General features: G+C 70.3%; 22 protein-coding genes. 9 read left to right on the top strand and 13 right to left on the bottom strand.

From position 1 onward, the window contains the following. Positions 1–28: 28 nt before the first annotated feature. The 3 genes from aroA (at position 29) to bcp (ending at position 3,040) form a co-directional block, all read left to right on the top strand. A complete protein-coding gene (aroA, locus tag DCE93_RS04515; protein ID WP_108594832.1) occupies positions 29–1,399 on the top strand; it encodes a 3-phosphoshikimate 1-carboxyvinyltransferase in 1,371 nt (456 codons plus the stop codon). After that, entirely contained in the window at positions 1,396–2,484 is a 1,089-nt protein-coding gene (gene rsgA, locus DCE93_RS04510; protein ID WP_108594831.1) for a ribosome small subunit-dependent GTPase A, read from the top strand. The genes aroA and rsgA overlap by 4 nt, the downstream gene beginning before the upstream one ends. A 79-nt stretch (positions 2,485–2,563) precedes the next feature. Beyond that, entirely contained in the window at positions 2,564–3,040 is a 477-nt protein-coding gene (gene bcp, locus DCE93_RS04505; protein WP_108594830.1) for a thioredoxin-dependent thiol peroxidase, read from the top strand. Between the two features lie 41 nt (positions 3,041–3,081). Here bcp and DCE93_RS04500 read toward each other — a convergent pair whose 3' ends face one another. Next, positions 3,082–3,567: a hypothetical protein gene (locus DCE93_RS04500; RefSeq protein ID WP_108594829.1), complete on the bottom strand. Its 486-nt coding sequence runs from the start codon at positions 3,565–3,567 to the stop codon at positions 3,082–3,084. 203 nt (positions 3,568–3,770) lie between these two features. Here DCE93_RS04500 and DCE93_RS04495 point away from each other — a divergent pair, with 203 nt between their 5' ends. Continuing rightward, positions 3,771–4,019 (top strand): WhiB family transcriptional regulator, encoded by a 249-nt coding sequence (locus tag DCE93_RS04495; RefSeq protein WP_022881603.1) that lies wholly within the window; start codon positions 3,771–3,773, stop codon positions 4,017–4,019. 92 nt (positions 4,020–4,111) lie between these two features. On the opposite strand, the gene rdgB is transcribed toward DCE93_RS04495, so the two are convergent. From rdgB to murI, 3 genes are read right to left on the bottom strand one after another with little or no spacing between them, the layout of a single operon-like run. Then, a complete protein-coding gene (gene rdgB / locus DCE93_RS04490) occupies positions 4,112–4,723 on the bottom strand; it encodes an RdgB/HAM1 family non-canonical purine NTP pyrophosphatase (protein ID WP_108594828.1) in 612 nt (203 codons plus the stop codon). Positions 4,724–4,728: 5 nt separating this feature from the next. After that, positions 4,729–5,502: a ribonuclease PH gene (gene rph, locus DCE93_RS04485; protein WP_108594827.1), complete on the bottom strand. Its 774-nt coding sequence runs from the start codon at positions 5,500–5,502 to the stop codon at positions 4,729–4,731. Further along, positions 5,499–6,344, bottom strand: a complete 846-nt coding sequence (gene murI, locus DCE93_RS04480; RefSeq protein WP_108594826.1) for a glutamate racemase — start codon at positions 6,342–6,344, stop codon at positions 5,499–5,501. Before murI ends, rph begins: the two co-directional genes overlap by 4 nt. Positions 6,345–6,400: 56 nt before the next feature. On the opposite strand from murI, the gene DCE93_RS04475 reads away from it, so the two are divergent. Further along, positions 6,401–7,720, top strand: coding sequence for a nicotinate phosphoribosyltransferase (locus tag DCE93_RS04475; protein WP_108594825.1), 1,320 nt, complete (start codon positions 6,401–6,403; stop codon positions 7,718–7,720). A 23-nt stretch (positions 7,721–7,743) separates the two neighbouring features. Here DCE93_RS04475 and DCE93_RS04470 read toward each other — a convergent pair whose 3' ends face one another. The 3 genes from DCE93_RS04470 to DCE93_RS14975 are packed head-to-tail and all read right to left on the bottom strand — an operon-like array spanning position 7,744 to position 10,389. Beyond that, the gene (locus tag DCE93_RS04470; RefSeq protein ID WP_108594824.1) at positions 7,744–8,031 is read right to left on the bottom strand and encodes a DUF3039 domain-containing protein; all 288 of its coding nucleotides are present in this window, start codon (positions 8,029–8,031) and stop codon (positions 7,744–7,746) included. A 10-nt stretch (positions 8,032–8,041) separates the two neighbouring features. Then, positions 8,042–9,616 carry a hypothetical protein gene (locus DCE93_RS04465; protein ID WP_108594823.1) on the bottom strand — a complete coding sequence of 525 codons (1,575 nt, stop codon included), beginning with the start codon at positions 9,614–9,616 and terminating at the stop codon, positions 8,042–8,044. Further along, positions 9,592–10,389 (bottom strand): ABC transporter ATP-binding protein, encoded by a 798-nt coding sequence (locus tag DCE93_RS14975; protein ID WP_108596585.1) that lies wholly within the window; start codon positions 10,387–10,389, stop codon positions 9,592–9,594. Before DCE93_RS14975 ends, DCE93_RS04465 begins: the two co-directional genes overlap by 25 nt. Positions 10,390–11,755: 1,366 nt before the next feature. Here DCE93_RS14975 and DCE93_RS04455 point away from each other — a divergent pair. After that, positions 11,756–12,448: a phosphocholine cytidylyltransferase family protein gene (locus tag DCE93_RS04455; protein ID WP_108594822.1), complete on the top strand. Its 693-nt coding sequence runs from the start codon at positions 11,756–11,758 to the stop codon at positions 12,446–12,448. A gap of 77 nt (positions 12,449–12,525) precedes the next feature. On the opposite strand, the gene DCE93_RS04450 is transcribed toward DCE93_RS04455, so the two are convergent. After that, positions 12,526–13,074, bottom strand: a complete 549-nt coding sequence (locus DCE93_RS04450) for an ECF transporter S component (RefSeq protein ID WP_165906137.1) — start codon at positions 13,072–13,074, stop codon at positions 12,526–12,528. A gap of 84 nt (positions 13,075–13,158) precedes the next feature. Between DCE93_RS04450 and DCE93_RS04445 the strand changes: the two genes are divergently transcribed. The 3 genes from DCE93_RS04445 (at position 13,159) to DCE93_RS04435 (ending at position 15,846) form a co-directional block, all read left to right on the top strand. Further along, on the top strand, positions 13,159–13,971 hold the full coding sequence (locus tag DCE93_RS04445) for an ABC transporter permease (RefSeq protein WP_108596584.1): 813 nt from the start codon (positions 13,159–13,161) through the stop codon (positions 13,969–13,971). A 1-nt stretch (position 13,972) separates the two neighbouring features. Then, complete coding sequence (locus DCE93_RS04440; protein WP_205647475.1) at positions 13,973–14,737, top strand: ABC transporter ATP-binding protein; 765 nt, start codon at positions 13,973–13,975, stop codon at positions 14,735–14,737. 104 nt (positions 14,738–14,841) lie between these two features. Beyond that, a complete protein-coding gene (locus tag DCE93_RS04435) occupies positions 14,842–15,846 on the top strand; it encodes a hypothetical protein (protein ID WP_205647474.1) in 1,005 nt (334 codons plus the stop codon). 15 nt (positions 15,847–15,861) lie between these two features. On the opposite strand, the gene DCE93_RS04430 is transcribed toward DCE93_RS04435, so the two are convergent. From DCE93_RS04430 to DCE93_RS04410, 5 genes are all read right to left on the bottom strand, one after another. Continuing rightward, positions 15,862–17,160: a CDP-glycerol glycerophosphotransferase family protein gene (locus DCE93_RS04430; RefSeq protein WP_108594820.1), complete on the bottom strand. Its 1,299-nt coding sequence runs from the start codon at positions 17,158–17,160 to the stop codon at positions 15,862–15,864. Between the two features lie 81 nt (positions 17,161–17,241). Next, the gene (locus tag DCE93_RS04425) at positions 17,242–18,087 is read right to left on the bottom strand and encodes a glycosyltransferase family 2 protein (RefSeq protein WP_108596582.1); all 846 of its coding nucleotides are present in this window, start codon (positions 18,085–18,087) and stop codon (positions 17,242–17,244) included. A 46-nt stretch (positions 18,088–18,133) separates the two neighbouring features. Next, a complete protein-coding gene (locus DCE93_RS04420; RefSeq protein ID WP_108594819.1) occupies positions 18,134–18,946 on the bottom strand; it encodes a CDP-alcohol phosphatidyltransferase family protein in 813 nt (270 codons plus the stop codon). Between the two features lie 5 nt (positions 18,947–18,951). Beyond that, positions 18,952–20,007 carry a glycosyltransferase family 2 protein gene (locus tag DCE93_RS04415; RefSeq protein WP_244284238.1) on the bottom strand — a complete coding sequence of 352 codons (1,056 nt, stop codon included), beginning with the start codon at positions 20,005–20,007 and terminating at the stop codon, positions 18,952–18,954. 125 nt (positions 20,008–20,132) lie between these two features. Further along, complete coding sequence (locus tag DCE93_RS04410; protein ID WP_108594818.1) at positions 20,133–21,908, bottom strand: trypsin-like peptidase domain-containing protein; 1,776 nt, start codon at positions 21,906–21,908, stop codon at positions 20,133–20,135. Between the last annotated feature and the right edge of the window lie 123 nt (positions 21,909–22,031).

Here is a 22,031-nt window from a genome sequence, read left to right as displayed (position 1 = left end):
CGTTTCCGGACGCTACTGTTGGTAACCGATGCAGATTTCGAGGTATTCCGCACCCGAGTTCGATCCGTACGGCGAAGCGAGGCAGACCGAGACGGATGACGGGTGGCGCGCGCCAGTCGCCACCGCTCCCCTCTCCTCGGTGCTCGCGCTACCGGGGTCGAAGTCGCTCACCAATCGCGAGCTCGTGCTGGCAGCACTCGCCGACGGCCCCTCCACCCTGCGGGCACCGCTCTGGTCGCGTGACAGCGAGCTCATGATCGAGGGACTCCGCGCGCTCGGCACCGGCTTCGAGCGGGTCGCCGGCCGGGGCGGGTTCGGCGACGACCTGCGTGTGCTGCCGGCGAGCGAACTGCTCGGCTCGACGACCATCGATTGCGGTCTCGCGGGCACGGTCATGCGCTTCCTGCCGCCCGTGGCCGCGCTCGCGCTCGGCCCGACGACGTTCGACGGCGACGAGGGCGCCCGCCGCCGGCCGATGGCCGGGTCCGTGCTCGCCCTGCAGGCGCTCGGCGTCGACCTCGACGACGACGGCCGCGGCGCGCTGCCGTTCACCGTGCACGGGGCGGGGCGGGTCGAGGGCGGTGCGCTCGAGATCGACGCGAGTGCCTCGAGCCAGTTCGTCTCGGGACTGCTGCTGTCGGCGGCCCGCTTCGAGCGCGGCCTCGACCTCACCCACACGGGCGACCGGCTGCCGAGCATGCCGCACATCGAGATGACCATCGAGACGCTCAGCGCCCGCGGCGTCGACGTGCAGAGCCCCGAACCCGGCCGCTGGCTCGTCAACCCCGGCGCCATCCGCGCGATCGACGTCGACATCGAGCCCGACCTCTCCAACGCCGCTCCGTTCCTCGTCGCGGCGCTCGTCGCCGGGGGCTCCGTCACGATCACGGGCTGGCCCGCAGAGACGACCCAGGTGGGTGCACAACTCGCCAGGCTCCTGCCGCTCTTCGGCGCTCGGGTCGAACGCGACGCCGATCGGCTGACCGTGCACGCCCCGACGCCCGGCGACGACGGCGGCCGCGGCATCCTCGGCGTCGAGCTCGATCTCTCCGAGGCCGGCGAACTCGCGCCGAACCTCGTGGCGCTCGCCGCCCTCGCCGACGCACCGTCGACCATCCTCGGCATCGGCCACATCCGGCACCACGAGACCGACCGGCTCGCGGCCCTCGCCGCCGAGATCAACGGCCTCGGCGGCCGGGTCACCGAGCTCGACGACGGACTGCGCATCGAACCGGCGCCGCTGCACGGCGGGCCCTGGCGCGCCTACGCCGACCATCGCATGGCCACGAGCGGTGCGATCATCGGCCTCGCCGTGCCCGGCGTCATCGTCGACGACATCGCCTCCACGGGCAAGACGCTCCCCCAGTTCACCGCCCTCTGGGAGCAGATGCTGGCATGACGTGGTGGAGCACTGACGACGACGAGGACGATGAGCCCGCGTTCGACGAGTCCGATGTGCGCGTGCGGCCGAGCCGCCGCGGCAGCCGCCCGCGCACCAAGCAGCGCCCCGAACACGCCGACGCCGTGAACGGCATGGTGATCGGCGTCGACCGAGGCCGCTACAGCGTGCTCATCGACGAGAACGGTCCCGCCGAGCGCGAGATCACCGCGGCGCGCGCCAGCGAGCTGCGCCGCAAATCCGTCGTCACCGGCGATCACGTCGACCTCGTCGGCGACACCTCGGGCGAGCCCGGCACGCTGTCACGCATCGTGCGGGTCGGCGAACGCTCCACCCTGCTGCGTCGCAGCGCCGACGACACCGACGAGGTGGAGCGCGTCATCGTCGCCAACGCCGACCAGATGCTCATCGTCGTGGCCGCCGCGAACCCCGAGCCGCGCATCCGGCTGCTCGACCGCTACCTCGTGGCGGCGTTCGATGCCGGCATCCGGCCGCTGCTCGTCGTCACGAAGACCGACCTGGCCGACCCCGAGGAGTTCCTGCGCAACTTCGCCGGCCTCGACCTGCCGGTGTTCCTGAGCGGCGAGCACCGCATGCCGCTCGACGAGATCGCCCGCGCGCTCGTCGGCCATCGCACGGTGTTCGTCGGTCACTCGGGCGTCGGCAAGTCGACCCTCGTCAACGCGCTCGTGCCGAGCGCGCAGCGGGCTACCGGGCGGGTGAACGTCGTCACCGGGCGGGGCCGGCACACCTCCTCGTCGACGGTGTGGCTGCGATTCGACGCGGCAGACCTCCCCGACGCCGCGACGCCGGGCGGGGTCGAGGGCACCGGATGGGTCATCGACACCCCGGGTGTGCGGTCGTTCGGCCTCGGCCACGTCGATCGTGCGAACATCCTCCGGTCGTTCACCGACCTCGACCGCCTCGCCGAGCGTTGCCCCCGTGGCTGCACGCACCTGCCCGACGCGCCCGACTGCGCCATCGTCGAGGCCGTCGAGGCCGGCGAACTCGGCGAGACCGGTCCGGCCCGCCTGGAATCCCTCCAGCGCCTGCTCACGACGTTCGCGGGCAGCACGGCTTCCTGAGCCGACGCGACGACGGCGACGTTGCCACGTGCGGTACACGTGGGCTCGCGGCATCCGTCGATCTGCCTACCATTGAGGCATGACCGATGCACGTCTCGCCCCCGGCGACCTCGCTCCAGATTTCACCCTGCTCGACCAGAACGGCGAACCGGTCACCCTCTCGGCCCTCCGCGGCACGAAAGTGGTGCTGTACTTCTACCCCGAGGCGATGACGCCCGGCTGCACGACCGAGGCGTGCGATTTCCGCGACAACCTGAACTCGTTCGCGAGCGCCGGCATCCGCGTGCTCGGCGTGTCGAAAGACGAGGTGCCGAAGCTCGCCGCGTTCGCCGAGCGCGACCGGCTCAGCTACACCCTGCTCTCCGATGCCGACCTGGCGGTGCAACAGGCCTACGGCGTCTGGGGCGAGAAGGCGCTCTACGGCAAGATCGTGGTCGGCTCGATCAGGTCGACCTTCGTGATCGGCGAAGACGGCCGCATCGAGCGCGCGTTCTACAACGTCAAGGCCACCGGGCACGTGGCCCGGCTGCGCCGGGAGCTCGGCCTCGACGGCTGATCCCGCTCCACGGTCGATCCCGCTCCGGCGGTCGACGAGGGTCACGCCGAGGTGTGGCCCTCGTCGCGTGTGTAGGCGAGCCGAACCGGGGTCCAGAGCAGCAGACCGATGACGGTGATGGCGGGCACCAGCAGCGCCCAGCCGACATCGGGGCGGGCGAACAGACCCTGGAACGCGCCCACGGCGATGGACACCTGCAGGATCTGCCAGACGATGACCGCGGCGCGCGACCACGGCGCCCGGCGCAGCGACGCGAACGCGACGGCCACGACCCAGATCGCCCCGATCGCCACGAGCACGAGAAGTGCGATCGCCGTCGCGTACGACGACGGCTCGAGCGCGAACAGGTCGACCAGGAGCCAGACGACGAGCGCGACCATGGCCGCCGCCTCGAGGAAGAGCAGCACGCTCACGGCGATGAGCGCGGCACGAGTGCCCGATCCTCCGCCGGACGCTCCGGTCGATCCTGAGGCCCCTGGCGCTTGTTCGTCGCGCGCGCCGAATGGCGCGTCGGCGCCCTGATTCACAGCGTTATCCCATCCACGGCTATTGATTTCGATCTCTCCGCTATGCGACCATTTATGAGGCCGAATTGATGCTCACAGTGACGTGAACCGATCAGTCACTGATCCTACTTCCCGAGGTTCGGCTTTCCCCCTGCAGCAGCCGTATTCGGCATGCGCAATCGCGCGCGTCTGCAATCGAAGTACACCCCGCAAGGAGCATCCCTATGGATTGGCGCGACAAGGCTGCCTGCCTCACCGCAGACCCGGAACTCTTCTTCCCGGTCGGCAACACCGGCCCTGCCGTCGACCAGATCGAGAAGGCGAAGGCCGTCTGCGGCCGTTGCACCGTCACCGAGATCTGCCTGCAGTACGCCCTCGAGACCGGTCAGGACTCGGGCGTCTGGGGCGGCCTCAGCGAAGACGAGCGTCGCGCGCTCAAGCGCCGCGCCGCGCGCGCACGCCGCGCCTCCTAGCGACCGCCTGCGGCTCGCCGTCCGCCTGCGCCCCAACGTCCGCCTGCGCCTCAACCTCCGCCTGCGCCATGCTTGCGCCTGCGCCACTCGAATCAGCGAGCGGCGGTGATCCGCTCGAGCTCCGGGATGAGCTCGGCGAACGCCAGCGCACGGTGGCTGTGCGCGTTCTTCACCTCTGGCGCGAGTTCGGCCGCCGACACGTCGAAGCCCTCGGGCACGAAGATCGGGTCGTAGCCGAAACCGTGGGCGCCGGACTCCGCGAGCGCGATGCGCCCCTGCCACCGGCCGACGGCCGCGTGCTCGTGCGGCCCGCCCGCGGCCTCCGGCACGACGAGGGCGATGGTGCAGTGGAAATGCGCGGCGCGGTGCGGATCACGGATGTCGCTCAGCTGCGCCAGGAGCAGCTCGAGGTTCGCCTGCGCGCCCGCACCCGGCCCCGCCCATCGCGCGGAGAAGATGCCGGGCGAACCGCCCATGACGTCGACCGCGATGCCGGAGTCGTCGGCGAGTGAGATGCGCCCGGTGTGCGCGGCCGCCGCGCGCGCCTTGATGAACGCGTTCGCCTCGAACGAGGTGCCGTCTTCGACGGGCTCCGGGCCGTCATAGGCGAGCACCGTGAGTCCCGGCATCCGCTCGCCCAGGATCTTCTGGAACTCGTCGACCTTGTGCTGGTTGTGGGTGGCGAGCACGATCTCGAGCCGCATCGGTGTCACTCCCCGGCTGCGGCGATCGCCTGGGCGAGGACGAGCTCCTGGATGCGGGTCAGCTCGGCCGTGCCCGCGAGCGCGAGGTCGAGCAGCGAGTCGAGCTCGCGACGGTCGAACGGGGCGCCCTCAGCGGTGCCCTGCACCTCAACGAAGAGTCCCCGCCCGGTCGCCACGACGTTCATGTCGGTCTCGGCGCGCACGTCTTCGACGTACGCGAGATCGAGCATCGGCGTGCCGTCGATGATGCCGACCGAGACCGCGGAGACCGTGTCGATGAGCGGCCGGGCGCGCAGGCCGACGAACTTCTTGTCGCGTGCCCACTCGATCGCATCGGCGAGCGCCACGTAGGCGCCGGTGATCGCGGCGGTGCGCGTGCCGCCGTCGGCCTGCAGCACGTCGCAGTCGATCTGGATGGTGTTCTCGCCGAGGCCCTTGGTGTCGACGACCGCGCGCAGGCTCCGGCCGATGAGCCGGCTGATCTCGTGGGTGCGGCCGCCTATGCGACCCTTGACCGATTCACGGTCGTTGCGGCTGTTCGTCGCCCGCGGGAGCATGGCGTACTCGGCCGTCACCCAGCCCTTGCCCTTGCCGTTCATCCAGCGCGGCACGCCGTTGGTGAACGAGGCGGTGCACAGCACCTTGGTGCGGCCGAACGAGATGAGCGCGCTGCCCTCGGCATGCTCGCTCCAGCCGCGTTCGATGGTCACCTCGCGCAACTGGTCTGCGGTGCGCCCGTCGGCGCGGATGAGGGTGGTGGGTTCGGATGCCTCGGTCATGCGTTCTCCTGTCGAAGCCGTAGATGGTCGGGAATGGTGACGGCACCGGTCTGCACGAGCTCGACGCTCGGGATCTCGGGACCGATGAGCCGGTTGGCGAGGTCGAGGAAGGCGCTCGTCGAGCGGCCGGTGGCCTCGTAGCGGTAGCTCGGCGGGGTGGCCGCGCGGCGCTCGAGTCGGGTGCCGACGAGCACCCGGTAGACGTCGTTCGCCGTCTCGACGTCGCTCGAGACGAGCGAGACCTCCTCGCCCATGACGTAGGAGATCGCACCCTTGAGGAACGGGTAGTGCGTGCACCCGAGCACGAGGGTGTCGATGCGGGCGCGTTTCAGCGGCGCGAGGTACTCCTCGGCGATCGCGAGCACCTCGTCGCCAGTCGTCACGCCGGCCTCGACGAACTCCACGAACCTCGGGCACGCCTGCGAGAACAGCTCGAGGTGCGGGGCCGCGGCGAACGCGTCGTCGTAGGCGCGCGACGCGATCGTGCCCGCCGTGCCGATCACGCCCACCCGGCCCGTCTTCGTCGCCGCGACCGCACGGCGCACCGCCGGCTGGATCACCTCGACCACCGGTACCTCGTAGCGTTCACGGGCATCGCGCAGCATCGCCGCCGAGGCGGTGTTGCACGCGATGACGAGCATCTTCACGCCTTGCGCGACGAGATCGTCGAGCACCGCGAGCGCGTACCCGCGCACGTCGGCGATCTTCTTCGGGCCGTACGGCGAGTGCTCGAGGTCGCCGATGTAGAGGATCGACTCATTGGGCAGCTGGTCTTTCACCGCCCGGGCGACGGTGAGCCCGCCGACTCCGGAGTCGAAGATCCCGATCGGTGCATCCGTCACGACATGCAAGCGTAGCGCGCCCCGCTGTGTCCGGCCGTCCTCGCTAGGCTGGCCGGGTGACCGGTTCTGCTGCGCTCTTCACCGATCGATACGAATTGACGATGGTGGATGCCGCGTTGCTCGACGGCACCGCGCACCGCGAGAGCCTCTTCGAGGCCTTCGCCAGACGCCTGCCCGACGGCCGCCGCTACGGCATCGTCGCCGGCACGGGCCGCCTGCTCGACCTCATCGGGCGCTTCCGCTTCGAAGACGCCGAGCTCGAGTGGCTCGGCGAGCACGAGGTGGTGCGGCCCGCGACCCTCGACTGGCTCGCCGACTACCGCTTCACCGGCGACATCTGGGGCTACCGCGAGGGCGAGGCGTACTTCCCAGGTTCTCCGCTCCTGACGATCCAGGCGACCTTCGCCGAGGCCGTCATGCTCGAGACGGTCGTGCTCTCGACACTGAACTACGACTCCTCGGTCGCGAGCGCCGCCGCCCGCATGGTCTCCGTCGCCCTCGGTCGGCCGATCGCCGAGATGGGCTCGCGTCGCACGAGCGAGCGCTCCGCCATCGCCGCGGCACGCGCGGCCTACATCGCCGGCTTCGACGCGACCTCGAACCTCGAAGCCGGACGCACCTTCGGCATCCCCACCATGGGCACCGCTGCGCACGCGTTCACGCTGCTGCACGACACCGAGGAGCAGGCGTTCCGCGCCCAGGTCGACGCCTTCGGGCCGAAGACGACGCTGCTCGTCGACACGTACGACATCGCGAGGGGTGTCGAGCTCGCCGTGAAGGTCGCCGGCACCGGGCTCGGCGCGGTGCGCATCGACTCGGGCGATCTGCCGACCGTCGTCGCCGCCGTGCGCGAACAGCTCGACACGCTCGGCGCGGTCGACACGAGGATCACCGTCACGAGCGACCTCGACGAGTTCACGATCGCAGGCCTCTCGGGCGCGCCGGTCGATGCGTACGGCGTCGGCACAGCGGTGGTCACGGGCTCGGGCTTCCCGGCCGCCGGCATGGTGTTCAAGCTCGTCGCCCGCCGCGACGGCGCGGGCGAGTGGGTGTCGGTGGCGAAGTCCTCGACGCAGAAGGCGAGCGTCGGCGGCCGCAAGAACGCCGCGCGTCGCCTCGATGCGACGCACACCGCTCGTGAAGAGCTCGTCTTCGTCGGCGACGGCCCCGACGGGCAGGCCGAGTTCGAGGCCGGCAGCCGGCTGCGCCCGCTCATGGTGCAACTGATGTCGGGCGGCGAGGCTGACCCGGCCCACCTCGGCCAGGCCGGCACGGAGGCCGCCCGTGCGCATCGTGCCGAGGTCATGCAGGAACTGCCGATCGAGGCGTTCCGGCTCGGCCGGGGCGAGCCCGTGATTCCGACGTCGTACCGCTGATCACACCGAAGGCCGGAGAACCCCTACTCCGCCTTCATCCGCTCGTAGATCTCTTTGCACGTCGGGCAGACGGGGAACTTCTCGGGGTCTCGCCCCGGCGTCCACTTCTTGCCGCAGAGCGCCTTCACGGGCTTGCCCGTGAGCGCCGACTCGAGGATCTTCTCTTTCTTCACGTAGTGCGAGAAGCGCTCGTGGTCACCGGGTTCGATGGCCTCGTCTTGCAGCAGTTTCTCGAGCTCGCGGTCGAGAACGGAGGTGCCGCCGCCGGGCGAATCGGGGTCGGCGATGCTCACGCGCACGGAGGAGATCATGGGGTCGAGTCTACGCGCGGATCGCAGCACCGAGGATCTCGGGGCCGCGGCGGTCGAACACCCGGCCGCCGGCCATGACGCCGAAGACCAGTACGGCGAGGCCGAGCCCGACGCCCGAGGCGAAGGATGCCGCGTGCCACGCGGGATCGACGAAGAGGCCGAGCGCGCCGAACACGACGGCGGGCAGTGCGATGACGAGCGAGCCGAGCATGGTGATGGACTGCACGAGCGCGGTGATCGTGCCGGTCGACTGGGGCTGCTGGAACGGGCTGTCGCCGGGCTTGACCGCCGGGTACGGGAAACGAGCCGAGGTGATCGATCCCACGCCGAGTCCGGCGAGGAGGAGCGCCGTGCTCACGCCGAGGAGCGAGGGCAGCAGCCGCCAGTCGTTCAGTGCGAAGACGGTGACGGCACTGCCGAGGCCGATCACGAGCACGCCGGCGATGAGCACGGGCACGAGGCGTCCGACGCGGTCGGCCACGCCCCGCACGCCCGAGACCACATGCAACCAGACCGCCGTCGAGTCGTAGGCGGTGTCGTTGTGCAGGCTCCAGCCGAGGAACAGGCACATGAGCGGAACCGGGATGAGCCCGAGGTAGAGCGACGGCACACCGGCGAGGCTCAGTGGCACCATGACGACGATCGGCACGATCGGCACCATCAGGAGCGACACCCAGTAACGGGCGTCGCGGAACAAGTAGGTGAAGCTGCGTGCGGCGACCGCGCCCGCAGGGCCCTGCGGCAGCCGGTCGAACCAGCCGAGCCCGCGGTAGCTCTTGGCAGAGGCTTCGCGACCCGGGGTCACGAGCATCTTCGCGACGAGCGCCTGCCAGCCGAGCCAGATGACCACGAGGGTCGCGGCGGCGATCAGCAGCTTCAGGAGCGCGGCACCCCACTGACCGGCCGCGGCGTCGCCGGGGATCGCGAAGACCGCGCCGAGCGGAGTCCAGGAGAGCGCACCGGCCAGCGACTGCAGCACCTGCACGCCCGAGTTCGCCCAGTCGACGGAAACGAGCACGACGATGAGCGGCGAAGCCATGACGACCAGCAACAGGCCGAGCACTCCGCTCAGCTCACGGGCCCGCCGGGTGGCGAGCAGCAGCGAGGCGAGTCCGCTCGAGACGCGGGCGATCAAGAGGCACGTGGCGAAGGCCATCGCGGCGGCGATGAGCGCCAAGAGGGTCTCCCCCACGCCGCGCGACCAGGTGACGACGGTGCCGAGCAGCACGATGGCGAGCACGAGCGCTGGGATGCCGACGACGGCGGCGACGGCGAGGCCGACCGCCAGCGAGCGGTCGGGCAATCCGAAGAGGGCGAATCGACGCGGGTCCATCGTGTCGTCGACGCCGAAGATCAGCGGCACGATGATGAACCCGAGCACGGTGACCGCCCCAGCCACGACGAAGGAGTCGCGGATGAACTCGACGTCACCGACGAACCGCAGGGCGACGAGGGCGGCGAACAGCGTCGCCGCGAGACCGAGTCCGTAGATCAATCCGATGACGATGCCGACGACCTGCCAGGTGCTACGCCGGAAGATGTTCCCGAGCAGGCGCAGTTTCAGTCGGAGAAACTGTGCAACCATTCCATGCCTTCCGCAGCCTTGCGCCCGCCGGCGAGCTCGACGAATCGGTCTTCGAGGGTCTGGCCGGCCCGCACCTCGTCGAGCGTGCCCGACGCGAGCACGCGCCCGGCGACGATGATCGCGGCCGAGTCGCAGACGCGCTCGATGAGGTCCATGCCGTGGCTGGAGAGCACGACCGTGCCACCGCCGGCGACGTATCGCTCGAGGATCTCGGTGAGGTTCGCCGCCGAGACCGGGTCGACCGACTCGAACGGCTCGTCGAGCACGAGCAGCCGCGGCGAGTGGATCATCGCGCAGGCGAGGGCGATCTTCTTCGTCATGCCGGCCGAGTAGTCGGCGACGAGACGGTCGACGGCGTCGTCGAGGCCGAACGCCGCGATGAGGTCGCTGCTGCGCTCGCGCACGGTGCGACTGTCGAGGCCCCGCAGCACGCCCGAGTAGTAGAGCAGCTGCGCTCCGGTGAGCCGATCGAAGAGGCGCAGCCGGTCGGGCAGCACGCCTGTGGCCTGCTTGGCCGCTTGCGGATTCGCCCAGGCGTCGATGTCGTGGATGCGCACGGTTCCGGCATCGGGCCGGAGCAGACCGGTGATCATCGAGAGCGTCGTGGTCTTGCCGGCGCCGTTCGGGCCGACGATGCCGAAGAACGAACCCGCTCGCACCTCGAGCGACATGCCGTCGACGGCGGTGTTCTCGCCGAACCGCTTGACGAGTCCGTCAACCGCGAGCACCTTCGGCGCATCCACCGCGGGTGCGGGGCGTGCCGGGCGAAGCATCCGCTTCTTGCGAGGTGCAGGCTTCTTGGGCGCGGCGATCACGGCGACGGCCTGGGCCGCGGTTCCGGATGCCGCGACGAGGGCGGTTGCCGCGAGGTCGCCGGCTTCCGGGGTCGCCGCGGGAGCGTCGACGACCGGAAGCCCGGCCTGCTCCGTCTCTGGCGCGACGGTCGACTCAGCGACGGGCTCGACCGCGGGTTCAGCGACGGGCTCCACTGTCGGTTCCGCAACAGTCTCGACCGCCGGTTCCGCGACGGGCACCGTGGCAGCCGATACGACTGCCACAGCTGCAGCCGTCGCCCGGCCCGTGCGCTTCGGCACGCGCTCGACGGTCTCCTCGTCGACCTCGGGTCGGGGCACCGTCGCTTCGGGAACCTCCTGCTGTTCCGAGAGCGATGCGGGCGAGGCGTCGGGCGTCTTGCGCGTCGCTCGCTCTGCTGCGGTCGTCTCGGTCGTCAGGGCGGCGGCGACACGCTGCGCCTGACGGTGCGATGCTGCGGCAGCGCGGTTGCCGGCCGCACCGGTCTGACTCCTCGCCGCCGAGGTGCGAGGCGACCGCGTGCTCTTGGCGGCCTCTCCGCGTGCCGAGGCGGCCTTCGCCGACGCCGTTCGGGATGCGGGCGTGCGCTTCGATGCCGCCGAGCTCGCCGTCTCTTCGTCTTCGGCGCCGGCAGCTGCCGCCTCGTTCGCCGCGGCGGTCTTCGCCGCGGCAGCGCTCTTGGCCGCGGCCGTCTTCGCGGCAGCACTCTTCGCCGCGGTCGTCTTCGCCGCAGTCGTCTTGGCCGTCGTCGACCTCGCGGCCGTGGACTTCGCTGCGGCCGGTCGCGCGGTCGTCGACCTCGTCGCGGGCTTCACCGGCGTGCTCTCCGGCGTCACGGCGCTCTCGGGCGTCACCTCGCTCTCGGGCGTCGCCTCGTCGGCAGCCGCCGCGTCGTCGGCGGCCGCCTTCGCCGCTGCGGTTCTCGCCGCCGTCGTGCGCGGACTGCGCGCGGGGCGCGCGGACGTCGCCGCCGATCTCGCCGGCCGGGATTGCCGCGTGTCGGTCTCCCCCGTGCCGGTGCCGTCGGCAGTTTCGTCGTCGTGTTCTGAGCGCGAAACGGAAGTCACCCAGACAACCTATCAACCAGGGCCAGCAAGTCGAGCCCTTGCATTGAACCGATCCATCGGGGGAAGCTGGATATCACCTGAACGTCACATCACGATCGGGCTACGACCTTGGCCCCCGATGGCGGGTCACAGGCACCGCCCGATATCCTGAGGATCGGCATAACGGCGTGTCCATATGTGAACTTGCGGATGAATTTCGGGCGAACTCTCGGTGGCGAGAGCGAGCGCCTGAGGCATCCGACCCACCGAAGGAGATGCAGTGACCACCCAGATCGTGATTCTCGCGGCCGGCATGGGGAGCCGGCTCGGGCGATCCCTCCCCAAACCCCTCACCGAACTCAGCGACGGCCGCACCATCATGGGCCAGCAGTTCGACAACATCCACCACGCGTTCGGTGAGAACGCCAACGTGACGATCGTCGTCGGCTACAAGCTCGAGCACATCATCGAGGCCTTCCCCCAGGCATCCTTCGTCTACAACGAGGAGTACGACCAGACGAACACCTCGAAGAGCCTCATGCGGGCCCTCGCGGCGTCGCAGTCGGGCGGCGTGCTGTGGATGAACGGCGACGTCGTCTTCGACCCGAGCATCCTCGATCGCGCACTGCCCTTCATCGCGCGCGACCAGTCCTTCGTCACGGTCAACACCTCGAAGGTCTCCGACGAAGAGGTGAAGTACACCACGAGCGCCGAGGGCTACATCAAGGAACTCTCCAAGACCGTCAAGGGCGGGCTCGGCGAGGCCGTCGGCATCAACTACATCGCGAGCCGCGACAAGGCGACCCTGCTCGCCCACCTGCAGCGTGTCGGCGACCAGGACTACTTCGAGCGCGGCCTCGAGCTCGCGATCGACAAGAACGGCCTGCTCGTCGAGCCGATGGACATCTCCGACCTCTACGCGGTCGAGATCGACTTCGCCGAAGACCTCGAGCGGGCGAACCACTTCGTGTGACCTGCACCACAGCAGCACAGCGCTGAACAGAAGAGCGGATGCCTCGAGGCATCCGCTCTTCTTCGTTTCTGCGGCGCTCAGCCCGGGGTCGTGAGGGTGCGGGCGACTCCCGCACGAGCCAACGATGCGGCGATCACCCGGCCGAGCCAGGTGAAGACGATCGGGCTCAGTGTGAAGAGCCCGAGGTAGAGCATCCAGAACCAGGGGGCGTAATGCTCGGGGCCGAGGGCGATGAAGGTGCCTGCTGCGAGCAGCAGTCCGGATGCCCCGGCGGCGAGGTAATACAGCCACGGCGACCAGTTCTTGTACCGCGTCACGAAGAACGGGAGTTCGAGCAGCGCGCCGACGAGGAGTCCCGTGCCGAGGAAGCGCAGAATCCAGTGCGGAGCGAACGCCGCGCCCACGAGACCGGCGATGAATCCGGTGAGGATGCCGACACCGGGGCGCTTCAGCAGCGCCAGGGCGACGGCGCTGGGCAGGAAGTGCGAACCGATGGTGAGGCCGTAGAGCATCGGGGCGATGCCAGCGATGAGCCCGGCGACGTACCCCGCTCCCGCGGCGAAGAGTCCGCCGCCCACGCCGATCGCGGCGCAACTGAGAATGACGCGGGTACTGGCGCGGTGCACGAGGCTCCTTCCGACTGGGCTCGGCACGACGCCACCCGTCTGGTTTCAAATCTACCCCGGTTGGCCATCTACGATGAGAGCGTGATCAGCACGGAGTCGAGGGCGTACGGCGATGCGCATCCGCTACGGCGGACGGCGTGGGACCGCTACCGCCATTCCCTGTGGCTGCTCACGACGCGCGACCTGAAGGTGCGCTACTCGACCTCGGCCCTCGGCTACGTCTGGTCGGTGCTCGATCCGCTCGTGATGGCGGGCATCTACTGGTTCGTCTTCACCCAGGTGTTCCAGCGGCCGGTCGGCACCGAACCGTACATCGTCTTCCTGCTGTCGGCGCTGCTGCCGTGGATGTGGTTCAACGGGGCGGTCTCGGACTCGACGCGCGCCTTCCTGAAAGACGCGAAGCTCGTGCGATCGACGATGATCCCGCGCACGATCTGGGTCAACCGCATCGTGCTGTCGAAGGGCATCGAGTTCCTGCTCGCGCTGCCGGTGCTCGCGCTCTTCGCGGTGATCTTCGGGGCGCCCGTGCACTGGGAGCTGCTCCTCTTCCCGCTCGCGATCCTGCTGCAGGCGATCCTCACCGCGGGTGTCGCCCTGATCGTCGCCCCCCTCGTGGTCTTCTTCCGCGACCTCGAGCGAGCCGTCAAGCTCGCACTGCGGTTCCTGTTCTACGCCTCCCCGATCATCTACGGGGTCACCGACCTTCCGTCGGAGCTGCACTTCTGGGCGGCCTTCAATCCGCTCTCGGGTATCTTCGGCATCTACCGGGCCGGGTTCTTCCCCGAAGAGCTCGACTGGTTCAACATCGCTGTCGCCGCAGTGATGTCGCTCGCGTTGCTCGCCATCGGACTGCGGGTGTTCCGCTCCGCCGAACGCCAGGTGCTGAAGGAGATCTGACTTGGATGCCACGACCGTCGTCTCCGCGGCGCCATACGCCATCCGCACCCGCGGCCTCGGCATCCGCTTCCGTCGCAATCGCCGCGGACGCCGCTCGTTCAAGGACCTGCTCGCCGGTCGGCGCAGGCGCACCCGGCCCGGCGAGTTCTGGGCGCTTCGCGACGTCTCGATCGAAGTGCGCCCGGGTGAGGCGATCGGTGTGGTCGGCCGCAACGGTCAGGGCAAGTCGACGCTCCTGAAGCTCGTGGCCGGCGTCATGATCGCCGACGAGGGCACGGTCGAGGTCATCGGCGGCGTCGCGCCGCTCATCGAGATCACCGGCGGTTTCGTCGAAGACCTCACGGTGCGCGACAACGTCTACCTGACGGCCGGCCTGCACGGCATGACGAAGGCGCAGATCGATGCGAAGTTCGACGAGATCATCGAGTTCGCCGACATCGGCGACTTCCTCGACACGCCGTACAAGCACCTCTCGAGCGGCATGAAGGTGCGCATCGCGTTCGCCGTGATCTCCCAGCTCGAGGAGCCGATCCTGCTCGTCGACGAGGTGCTCGCCGTGGGTGACAAGGCGTTCCGCGAGAAGTGCTACCGCCGCATCGACGAGCTGCTCCAGGGCGGGCGCACGCTCTTCTTCGTCTCGCACAACGAACGCGACCTGCGCCGCTTCTGCACGCGCGGCCTCTACCTCGACAAGGGCGCGCTCGTGCTCGACGGCCCGATCGACGACGTGATCGATCGGTACAACGCGGAGCACGGCGCGGCATAGCAGCCGCGACACGCGACACCCGACACACGACGCTCGACGGGACGCCGGCGGAATTCCGCACCGCACAGCCAACCCGCGAAGTCGTCTCGTAAGATCGACCCACCATGTCCGAGCGCGTGCACAAGATCACCTCCATGAAGCCCGATGGGCCGAACGAGTCGCGCCCCGAGGACGCTGGCGCACCCTCGGCCGGCGCGGGCACGACGAGCTCCGGCGACGGGTCCGGCCCTCCTCGCGCGCACGGCATGGAGCGCGGCATCGACCGGGTGCTCGCGATCCAGCGACCGGTGGTCGTCGCCCACCTCCGCAGCATCCGGCGCCGATCTCCCGCCGCCTCGCCCGAGCAGATCGTGCGCATCCTCGAGCGACGCTACCTCGCCGCCGTCACGACCGGCGGTGCGGCCGTCGGTGCGACCGCCGTGATCCCGGGGATCGGCACCGGTGTCACGCTCGCGCTGTCGGGCGTCGAGACGGCCGGGTTCCTCGAGGCCACGGCGCTCTTCGCCCAGTCCGTCGCCGAGGTGCACGGCATCCCCGTCGAGAGCCCCGACCGCGCCCGCGCGCTCGTGATGACGCTCATGCTCGGCAGTGAGGGCGTCGATCTCGTGCGTCAGTTCGCCGGGCAGGCGTCGGGCACTGGCGTCGCCCGCAACGTCTACTGGGGCGAGCTCATCACCAACAGCATGCCGAAGGCCGTCATGGGCACGGTGGTCGAGCGGCTTCGCAGCGTGTTCATCAGGCAGTTCGCGGTGCGGGGCGGCGCGGGCATCATCGGCAAGGCGATTCCGTTCGGCATCGGCGCCGCGATCGGCGGCGCCGGCAACCACATGCTCGGTCGGCGGGTGCTGAAGCACTCGCGACTGGCGTTCGGCCAGCCGCCCGCGGTGCTGCCGCTGGAACTCGAACCGCGAGAGGGCGGCTCGGTGCTGGAGTCGGCCACGGCCCGGATCTCCCGGGTCGGCGGCGCGCTCGGCACCGCCGCGCGGGCCACCGGCCGGGGAATCGGCGAGGCCGGTCGTGCGATCACGGGTGCCGCGACCCGCAAGCGGTCGATCGAGTCGAGGGATGCCTCGGCGCCGCCGCCCGCCGACACGGACCCGACGCCCTGACCCTGGGCGCCGCTGCTACGCCTCGATCTCCTCGTCGTCGATGGCGGCCGCGTGCACATCGCGCTCGTCGACGTCGCCGTCTGCCGCGTGCAGCGCGGCGAACCGCTCCCACTCGGCCATGAGGTGGTCGATCGCGGCGTGGAAGCGTGCCGTGGTGACGCCGGGGGTCGTGTCGCCGAAGTAGCGCTCGACCCACACGCCGAGTCGCGCGAGCGCCCCGGCGTCGTGCGCCACGTCGTCGACGCGGGCGACCATGGCCGTGGCATCCGTCGCCTCGAGCCACTCGCACGCCTGCAGGTAGCCCGACTCGTCGATCTGCGCCTCGGGGTTCACCGGACTCGTGATCAGCAGCGGCTTGCCGGCGGCGAGCCGGTCGTAGACCATCGCCGAGATGTCGACGATCGCGACGTCGGCGGCGGCGAGCTGCCAGCCCAGGTTCGGCCCGTTGTCGAAGACGTGCTGCGCCGAGGGATCGGCGGCGTTCGCCGCCTCGATCGCCGTGATGATCGCCCGGTTCGCCGCGCCGTATTCGTGATCGACGACACCCGATCGCGGGTGCGGCCGATAGATGACCCGGTGGCGTCCGGTCGCGAGCAGGCCCTCGACGAGGGTGACTCCGTGGGACGCGATGGATCCGTAGGCGGCGGCTCCGCGGTCGCCCTCCCAGGTCGGCGCGTACAGCACCACCTCCCGGTCGTCGGGCGTGTACGGCAGTGCGGCGTCGTCGAGGTAGTGATCGGCCTGCGGGCGCCCGATGGGAATCGCGCGCTTGTCGAAGTCGTAGTCCCAGAGCACCTTCTCGAGCCGCGCCCGCGCCGCGTCGCCCGCGATCAGGGCGTAGTCGTAGGCCTTGAACTGGTTGGTGGTCATGTACATCTTGTCGGACTCGCCGTGGTTGATGAACACGTGCCACCGGCGGCCGTACCGCATCATCTGGAAGTTCTTCGCGTTCTGGTTCACGTAGAAGATGACGTGCAGGTCTTGTTCGGCGATCACCTGCTCGAGATCGGCGACCCGGCGCACGTAGGCGACCGGCAGCGGCGACTCCTCGAGCAGCGCGAGCGCGGCACCCGAGGCCCTGCTGAGAACGAGCACGGGGTGCTGCTCGGCGAGCTGGGCGAGCGGCGCGTACCACTGCCGCAACTGATAGAGGTTGACCTTGCCGTCGGCGAAGTACACGCCGACCCGGAATCGGTGGGGCGGCAACGGCGGCCGTTCGGCGAGCTTCACCGTGAGCGAGCGCTGCGCTCGTCGTGACCACATGATGTCTTTGGCCAGCTTGACGGCGCGTCTCGTGTCTTTCCTCAATCCCACTGTCCAAGGGTAGCGAGGTCAGGCTGCACGGATGCCCCATGGCGGGCGCCGAGCCCGCACCGAGAGCCGATCGTTACGGCGCTACACCACGGGTGGGCGCCCGGCGAGCGTCATGCGCCACACCGTGCGCCAGCGCATGGGCCGGCGCTGCCCCGGGTGCTCTCGCCAGCCCGCCCGCCAGCCGCCGAACCAGGCCCGGAGGGCCGAGGGGTTGCGGGCCCAGCGCAGCACCTGGATGGCGGTCCAGGAACCCACGTAGAGCGGCACGAGCACCGCGGGCAGGTTTCGCCGGGCGAGCCAGACCCGGTTCCTCGCGTTCAGCCGGAAGTAGTAGGCGTGCCGGGCCGGGTCGATGACCGGATGCGCCGCCTCGAGGTCTCCGGCATACCAGGCGACGTGCCCGGTGTCCCACACCCGCCAGGCCAGCTCGATGCCCTCGTGCGCGTAGAAGAACGGGTCGGCCCAGCCGCCCGTCGCGTCGAACACCGCACGGGGCATGAGCACGGCGCCCTCCCAGCACGAGAACACATTGCTCGAGTGCGCCGGGTCGCCCTTGCGGATGCGCGGGATCCAGCGACGGGGAGAGACCCGGCCCGTCGGGTCGACGACGCGCGGCTGCAGGAGACCGACCTCGGGGCGGCGCGCGAGCACGCGGCATCCATCGGCCAGGAAGGCGGTGCTCGGCAGGAAGGCGTCGTCGTCGAGGAAGAAGAGCGCCTCGCCCGTGACCATCGGCACCCCGCGGTTGCGTCCGGCCGGAATGCCGAGGTTCTCGGGCAGGTGCAGCGTCTTCACGCCGGCGGGCAGCGGCGGGGTCGCGGTGGCCGGGTCCCAGCCGTTGCCGACGCAGACGACGTCGGTGACGACGCCCTGCTGGTCGAGGATGCTGCGGATGCCGCGGGCGAGATCGTCGGGCCGGGTGCCCATCGTGAGCACGACGACGCCGACGCGCGGCCGATCGTCTGCTGCCGGTTCAGGACCGGACACGACGGGAGGCCATGATCGCGACGAAGTGGCCGACGAGCGAGAGCAGCGCGAGCGGCAGCAGCACGGCCAGCACGATGCGGTCGGTCATCGGCTGGCCCGCGATGAGCCCGACGAGCGCGGCGGCGAACACGATGAGCGTGAGCTCGACCGAGTGGTAGAGCCGGTGGAACGGCAGGAACCTGGCCGCCTTGCGGAGCTTGGCGACGAGCCCGCCGCGCGGAGCGGTCTCGCCGTGGGTGTCGGCGAGCTTGGCGAGCCCGGCGTTCGCGCGAGCGACGTGCACCATGTCGTTGAGCGCCTTGTTGAGCACGATCACGAGGGCGAGGAGCGCCGCGATCGTGGTCCAGAGGAAGTCGGCCGGGAACTCGAGCGGGTACGCCGCGGCGCGGATGCCGAGCGCGAGCGGAATGAGCGCCTCGGTCGTGTAGTGCCCCACCTTGTCGAGGAACACGCCGGCGGGCGACGAGGTGCGACGCCACCGGGCGACCTCGCCGTCGCAGCAGTCGACGAGCATCTGCAACTGGCCGAGCACCACCGCGAGCAGCGCCCCCCAGATGCCGGGGATCAGGATCGCGGCCGCCGTCGACCAGCCGACGAGGATCATCAGCCCGGTCACCCCGTTGGCCGAGATCGAGGTCTTCAGGAGCATCCACGTGAGGTACGGCGAGAGCTTGCGAAGGTACAGCGACGCCGTCCAGTGCTCGGCGTTGCGACGACCGCGCACCTCGGGCGGCTGGGTCACCTCGCGAAGCTCGGCGATGCTTGTGGGTCTCGTGGTGACCGGACCAGTCTGCGACATCCGTGTCACCTTCCCGTGTGCCTGGCGATGTTGCTCGTCAGCGCGAGGTAGCCGAGCACGAAGCCCACACCCCACGCGACGTGTATGCACGGCAACACTACGAGAAACCATGCCGCCGTGCTCGCACCGCGCCCGCGCCCGTACACGAGCATCGCGGCGACGACGAAGAGCAGGTAGACGATCGGCACGGCGAAGCCGAGCAGCAGCCACGGCGCGGCGCCGAGCGCCAGCTGCACGAGACCGCCGATGCCCGCGAGGAGGCCGAGCGTGACACCGAGCACCATCACGGGCGGCACGAAGTAGCGGATGCCGTTCGCCGACGGGAACCGACGCGCCAGCTCGCCCCGCCACAGCCCGGTGGAGAACATCTGGCGGGCGAGCCGGCCGAGGGTGGAACGGGGCCGGTACGTCACGGCGAGCCTCGGCGTGAACCACACGAGACCGCCCGTCTGGCGCAGGCGCCGGTTCAGCTCCCAGTCCTGGCCGCGCTTGATGGTCTCGTCGAAGAGCCCGACGCGCAGCAGCGCCTCGCGGCGGAACACTCCGAGATACACGGTCTCGGCCGGCCCGGCCGTGCCGCCGACGTGGAAGGCGGAACCGCCGAGGCCGACCTTGGTGGTGTAGGCGAGGGCGACGGCGCGCTCGAACGGCGTCTCACCGCGTGCATCCATGATGCCGCCGACGTTGTCGGCCCCCGTGCGCTCGAGTTCTTCGACCGCGATGCGGGCGTAGTCGGTCGGCAGCATCGAGTGCGAGTCGACCCGCACCACGACCGGGTACCGCGCAGCCCGGATGCCGATGTTGAGCCCGGCCGGCGTCGACCCCACCTCGTTCTCGAGCACGCGCACACGCGCATCGCGCGCCGCGAGATCGGCGACCAGCTCGTTGGTTCCGTCGATCGAGGGGCCGAGTGCGATGAGCACCTCGACGGGCCCGGCATAGTCCTGCGCGAGGATCGACTCGACGGCGGCTCGAACATGCGTTGCATCGTTCAGCACAGGCATGACATAGGAGACGCCGAGGAGCGACGGTGGCGTCACTTCTGGGGGTTGCTCGGGCATGGTCCTCACTTGCCGCTCGGGTCGATCGAGCCTAGCAGCCACGTCGCCGGGTACCGGGAGCGGGAACGACGACAGCGGGTCCGGATCCTGTCGGACCCGAACCCGCCGAATGGCCCGTCGTGCGATCAGCCCTCGAACGTTCCGAGGGTGACGGTGACCGTCTGCGATGAACCGTCGCGCGTGAGGGTCAGCTTCGCCTCTGCACCGCCGGGGAGCGCCCGCACCTGCGCGGTCAGATCGGTCTGGTCGGTGATCGGCACCCCGTTGAACTCGGTGACGACATCACCGGCCTGCAGGCCCGCCTTCGCGGCCGCGCCATCGGGCGACACCTCGGAGATGAGCGCCCCGACGGTGTCGCTCGTCCCCTCGGCCTCCGCCGAGGTCACGGTCGCGCCGAGCAGTCCGTGGCTCGCCACGCCGTTCTCGATGATCTCGTCGGCGATGCGCTTTGCCAGGTTCGAGGGCACGGCGAAGCCGACGCCGATGTTGCCGGCCGTCTCGCCCTGAGCCGATCCGCCCGTGGAGAGGATCGCCACGTTCACGCCGATGAGCTGGCCCTCGGAGTCGAGCAGCGCGCCACCCGAGTTGCCCGGGTTGATCGCGGCATCCGTCTGGATCACCGGAAGCGCGACGCGACCCGTGGCCGCGCTCGGCTGCTGCGGCTCGCCGCTCTCGGGGTCGGGCAGGTCGAAGAAGAAGTCGAACGGGCTGCCGGAGCCGTCGCCCTGCTCGCCCTGGCCGTCGCCGTCGCTCTGGGAGTCGTCGGGAGTCGACGGCGCCGCCGAGGACGCGACGTCGATCGAGCGGTTCAGCGCGCTCACGATGCCGTTGGTGACCGTGCCGGCCAGTCCGAGCGGGGCACCGATCGCGATCGCGGAGTCACCGACGTTGAGCTTGTCGGAGTCGGCGAACTCGAGCGGGGCCAGGCCCGAGGCATCCACGAGCTTGATGACCGCGAGGTCTGAGAGCGGGTCGGTGCCGACGAGCTCGGCCTCGTAGAGGTGACCGTCGTTCGTCTTCACCTGGATGGTCGGCTCGCCGGTCGCGCCGTCGAGCGTCACGACATGGGTGTTGGTCAGCACGTAGCCGTCGTCGGAGAGGATGATGCCGGAGCCTGTGCCGCCGGACTGGCCGCCCGACACCGAGATCGTGACGACGCTCGGGCTCGCCTTGGCTGCGACCGCGGTGATCTGGTTGACCGAGTCGGTGTCGTTCACGACGATGTTCTGGGCGGAGTTCGCGCTCTCGCTCGCCGGCGTGCCGTCGTTGCTCGTGATGAGCGCGTTGATGCCGGCGCCCGATGCACCGCCGATCAGGGCGGCCGCCACGATGGCCGCGGCGACGCCGAGTCCGACCCGGCGCTGCTTCGGTGCGGCAGGGGCGGCTGCGCCCTCGGCCGGGAGCCCCGGGAGCGGCACGGTCGGCTGGGTCTCGTGCTGCGGAGCGGTGGGGCCGCCGAATGCCGGCGGCACCTGGCCGGGCTGCGTCGGCGACGCGGGCGCCGGTGCTGCGGCGGGCTGCTGGGCAGCGGATGCCGCGGGCGCGGCCTCGGCCGGCTGCTTCGTGTACTGCGGGGCGGAGTAGGGCTGCGGCTGCTGCCCGGGCTCGTACACCGTGCCGGTCGCCGCGGCGGCGGGGGCCGGGCTCTCCGGTGCCGCAGCAGGGGCGGCGGCATCGTGCTCGACGGCCGGGGTCTCGGCGTTCGTCGCAGCAGGCGATCCGGTCGTCGCAGCGGGCGAATCGGTCGTCGCAGCGGGCGATCCGGTCGTCGCAGCGGGCGATCCGGTCGTCGCAGCGGAAGTAGTGGGAACCGCAGGGTTCGTGCTCGCGGCAGCGGCCTGCGTCTCGGTGACGTCGGCCTCGCGGGGCTCCCCCGCGGCGCCGTCAGTGGTGTCGGTCATGGTGTGCTCCTTCCAAGCGATGCCAGCATCCCGCCGCAAGCTATGCGCCGGATCGGCGAAGTCTATGACTCTGCTATCCCCGAGCCGGGATTCATCCGAATACCGCCCGGGAGCGTCGCTGCC

Origin of the sequence: Agromyces badenianii, from assembly GCF_003070885.1 — a bacterium.
Classification (GTDB): Bacteria; Actinomycetota; Actinomycetes; order Actinomycetales; family Microbacteriaceae; genus Agromyces; species Agromyces badenianii.
Note: the sequence above shows the minus strand (reverse complement) of the source record. Positions and strands in the feature narration are given on the sequence as shown.